Genomic DNA, 2,647 nt, shown 5'->3' with positions numbered 1-2,647 from the left:
TTCCCTTATGGGTCGATGTCGATGCGCAGCCGAACTGAAAGGCTAGCAGAGCGGCCAGAACGATTGAAGCGAAGAGTCTGAACGGATTCATGGAAATGCTCCCGGGAAAAAATGATAAACGTCTTTTTCCTGATCCGTTTATCGATCAGGCAAACCAGAAAGCCAACTGCCATTTGATTAGACTTCGATGTCGCTATTCAAGTATTGACAAAAAACAATCAAGCGGCATGAATCTTTGCATAGCAGAGCTATTACGGCAGCTCCAAAAATGAATCTGAAAAAGGTATATTGGTCCGCGTCAACTATCTTGACCGGTCGACGACAATTATCTTGACCGGTGAAGCGAGGTGGTTTTTTTCAAATTTTCCTATAACGCAGCTGGACGGCGCTGCCCCGGTTTTGCTTTTGTAATTGACGTTGCTCTTGCTCTTGTAGTTGACGTTGCTCTTGCTCTAAGCTGGTGGATTCCTCTGTGGAGCGTAGCGGAACAGATGAATCCACCAGCGGCCCTCGCCAAGCGAGGTCCGTCGTGCGCACGGTTGCGCTTCAATGACCTCTGATTTTTAGGCATTTTTACGCCCCGGTTTGACCTGCTTGCAGGCCGCTTCCCGAGCTTCCCGGCCCCGGTAGCTCTCGACATTGAGCTCAAAAATCGTCGAGTGATGGACCAGGCGGTCGACGGCCGCGAGCGTCATCGCCGGCTCCGCGAATATTTGATCCCACCCGGAAAATGGCTGGTTTGCCGTCAATGCCAGACTCTTCCTCTCGTAGCGCTCGGCGATCAGCTCGAACAGCACTGAGGTCTCCGCCTGGTCCCGCCGAACGTAGCTAAGATCGTCCAAAATTAAAAGATCAAAGCGATCCAATCGGGCGATCTCTTGCGTTAGCCGCATTTCGCGCCGCGCCACTTGCAGGCGCTGCACCAGGTCGCTGGTACGCGTGAAACAGACCCGATATCCGCGGTCAATGAGGCCGTAGCCTATGGCGCACACCAAGTGACTTTTGCCGACGCCGGAAGGCCCGAACAGGAGTAAATTGGCACCTTGCCCAATCCAGCCATCCCCCTCCACCAAGGCAGTGACATGCGCTTTCGATACGCATGGCACTGAGGTGAAATCGAAGTTCGACAGCAACTTGCCCGGCAATAGCCCGGACTCCAGCCGGTGCCGCTCAAGGCGCCGGGTTTCCCGCTCCGCCAGTTCGTGTTCCATCACCGCGGCAAGGAAGCGTTTGGCAGGCCAGCCTTCTTTGTCCGACTGCTCTGCCAGAGCAGCCCACAGCCGCTTGATGGTAGGCAGCCTCAGTTCATTGAGGATCAGCGCCAGGCGCGCTGCTTCGGCGCTCATGCCGCGGCCCGCAGCAGTTGGTCGTAACTGGACAAGGCAGGCAACACGACAGTCACTTGAGGGCACAGCGCTGGCCGCGGCGCCATCTCCTGCTTCAATTGCTCAAGGTCGGGGACCTCACCGGAGACCAGAAGAAGCCCCAGACGCTGAGCGAGTTGGGCCTCGCAGCCGCCATTGCCCGCCAGGTCGAGCAAGCCCACCATGAGCCTGCAGGCGCTCTTCTCGGGCAATGTGTCCTTGAGATGGGCCCACATCAACCGGTATTCGGCACGAGGAAATAAGTCGTCACGCAATGCCGAACGTGCCAGTGCGCCGGGCTTGCGCATGAGCGCAGGCAGCAAGTGGCGATAATCCACGACCCGCGTGCGCTTGCCACCCACGCCAGGCTGTCCACGGCGCAACTGGAGTACGCAAACACTGCCCAGCCAGCATTCCAGCCTGTCGCTGTAGACCCGCACTTTGAGCATGTGGCCCACCAGCCGCGATGGCGCCGTGTACAGCACTTTCTTGACCGTAAACGTGCTGAACTTAGTGACCCGCGCATCGACTTCCTCATAGTCGCTGCTGCGCCGTGCCGGCAATGCCATAAGGACGCCGCGTTCCTCATTGAATTTGCGTGCGACGCGCGCATTGAGGCGGCCAAACACTTCCGCCACGAAGACCCGGTAGGCGTCCAGATCCGCAAAATCGCGGTGCCCGCGCAATAGCAGCGCCTGCTCCATGGTGCGCTTGAGCGATCTTTGCCGCGTCTCTACCGAGCCATTCTCATTGCTCACACCGAGGTTGTTGCGGGTCGGCCGCATGCCGTAGTGTTTGCACAGAGCCTCGTAGCGCCGGGTCAGCAAATCATGCTCTGCCTTGTTGTTGTAGGCCGCCGACAGGCTGTCGGTCCGGTGTTCTTCTGGGACGCCGCCCATCATCCATACGGCGTTCTGCAGCCCAGAGGACAAGGCCATAAAGCTCTCGCCACCTAGGACAAGCTCGACGTAACGCCAGCCTGAATACGCCAGCACAAACTGATAAAGAAGATGCAGCAACACCGCCCCGGATATCGTCACCTTCAGCTCTGCGGCGTGGGTGAAATCGGACAGGCCTTGGCGCCCTGGCGGGTGCTCCTGCGCGAAAAATACTTCGCGCTCTTTGCCGAAGCTCGCATTCCAGGTCCGCACCCTGCGCTGCAACGTCCGCAGCAGCGCGTCATCGTATTTCCCTGGCTGACGCCTTTGAATTTCTTCCAGCACCGTGATCGCTGTCAGCCCTGGCGAGGCCTCCAGCATCGGCACTATCTCGCTTGCCCATAT

At 58.1% G+C, this 2,647-nt stretch carries 2 protein-coding genes; both read right to left on the bottom strand.

The features are described from left to right. Positions 1 to 563: 563 nt before the first annotated feature. Positions 564 to 1,346 (bottom strand): IS21-like element helper ATPase IstB, encoded by a 783-nt coding sequence (gene istB / locus B3F77_RS14665; protein WP_293605670.1) that lies wholly within the window; start codon positions 1,344 to 1,346, stop codon positions 564 to 566. Then, the coding region (gene istA / locus B3F77_RS14660) for an IS21 family transposase (protein ID WP_293605669.1) at positions 1,343 to 2,647 on the bottom strand (1,305 nt) is incomplete at its 5' end. The genes istB and istA, both read right to left, overlap by 4 nt.

This window comes from Polaromonas sp. UBA4122 (genome assembly GCA_002381615.1).
Lineage (GTDB): Bacteria > Pseudomonadota > Gammaproteobacteria > Burkholderiales > Burkholderiaceae_C > Polaromonas.
This window is presented reverse-complemented; position numbering and strand designations above follow the sequence as displayed.